The sequence below is a fragment of the Kineococcus vitellinus genome, from assembly GCF_009906315.1.
Lineage (GTDB): Bacteria > Actinomycetota > Actinomycetes > Actinomycetales > Kineococcaceae > Kineococcus > Kineococcus vitellinus.
In genome coordinates this window covers 1-1,524 of record NZ_JAAALL010000531.1, presented here as the reverse complement: position 1 = coordinate 1,524, position 1,524 = coordinate 1, and the positions used below count along the sequence as shown (strand labels likewise).

1 protein-coding gene and 1 pseudogene are annotated in these 1,524 nt (G+C 77.0%); both read left to right on the top strand.

Annotated elements, in window-relative coordinates; genetic code table 11:
- The coding region (locus GTQ99_RS23140) for a DeoR/GlpR family DNA-binding transcription regulator (protein WP_205708093.1) at positions 1-814 on the top strand (814 nt) is incomplete at its 5' end.
- A 127-nt stretch (positions 815-941) separates the two neighbouring features.
- Positions 942-1,524, top strand: a pseudogene (locus GTQ99_RS23135) (ExeM/NucH family extracellular endonuclease); the annotation flags it as partial.

Sequence of the window (1,524 nt, the reverse complement as noted above, 5' to 3'; positions counted from 1 at the left end):
GCGGGAACGTAGGTGGTTGGATGATCACGTGCAACGATCAGAACGGCACCGGACGATCGTCCAGTCGGTCTCCTCCGGCGCGGTGCTCACCGTCGGGGCGCTGTGCGCGCTCACCGGGGCCTCGCCGATCACCGTCCGCCGCGACCTGGCCGAGCTCGCCGAGCACGGCTCCGTGCGCCGGGTGCGCGGCGGGGTCACCCGCGCCGACGCGCGCGGCACGCTCATGCCGTTCTCGGTGCGCTTCGAGGCCGACCGCGAGCGCAAGGACGCGCTCGCCGCGCTCGTCGCCGGCCTCGTCGCCGACGGGGAGTCCCTCGTGCTCGACAACGGCACCACCTGCTACGCGGTCGCCCGCCGGCTGGCGGGGCGCCCGCTGACCGCGCTGGCGCTGTCGCTGCACGCGGCGGCGGCGCTCGCCACCCGCCCCGGGGTGCGCACGGTCGTGCCCGGGGGGCCGGTGGAGACCGACACCCTCGCGTTCACCGGCGGCGCCGCGCTGGCCGCCATCGCCGACGTCAGCTGCGACGTCGCCGTCATCGGCACCTGCGCCGCCCTGCCGGGCGCCGGGCTGACCTCCACCACCTACGAGGACGCCCAGGTCAAGCGCGCCTGCCTGCGCGCGGCCCGCCGGCGCGTGCTGGTCACCACCGCCGACAAGCTCACCCGCACCTCCACCTTCCGCTTCGGCGCCGTCGGCGACCTGACCCACCTCGTCACCACCGACGACGCCGGCGCCGACGTCCTGGCGCCCTTCCGCGCCGAGGGCGTGCAGGTGCACCTGGCGGCCGCCCCGCCCCCGCGGGCGCCCGCGTGAGGCGACGACCGGCGCACCACCCGCACGTCACCCGAAGTCAACCCCGGAGCGGCCCGGGGCGGTGCTGAGCACCCGTCGTGCCGGGTTACCTTCTGAACACCCCCCGTGCCCGTCCGGAAGGTCACCCATGCCCAGCCGTACCCGCGCCGCCCGCCTGACCGGCGGCTGCGTCGCCCTCGGCGTCGCCGGCGCCGCGCTCACCGCGCTCGGCCTCCCCGTCGCCTCCGCGGCCGCGCCCAGCGCGCCGTTCATCTCCGAGATCAGCTACGACAACTCCGCTCCCGGCGACCGCGGGGAGTTCATCGAGGTGCAGCTGCCCGCGGGCACCAGCTCGAGCGGGCTGTCGCTGGTCCTCTACAACGGCAACGGCGGCGGGGTGTACGACACCGACGCGCTGCCCGACGTCACCGCGCCCGCCGACGCGCCCGCGGTGGCCGTCGTCGAGTACGCCGGCACCCTGCAGAACGGGGAAGCCGACGGCGTGGCCCTGGTGCGCGGCACCGAGGTGCTGGAGCTCCTCTCCTACGAGGGCACGCTCACCGCGACCGCCGGCCCCGCCGCCGGGCGCACCAGCACGGACATCGGCGTCGCCCAGGCCAACGGCACCCCCGAGGGGCAGTCGCTGCAGCGCGTCCACGTCGCCGCCGCCGACGCCCTCGCGTGGTCCGCCTCCGCACCCGCCACCCGCGGCGCCGTCAACGCCCCGGCCG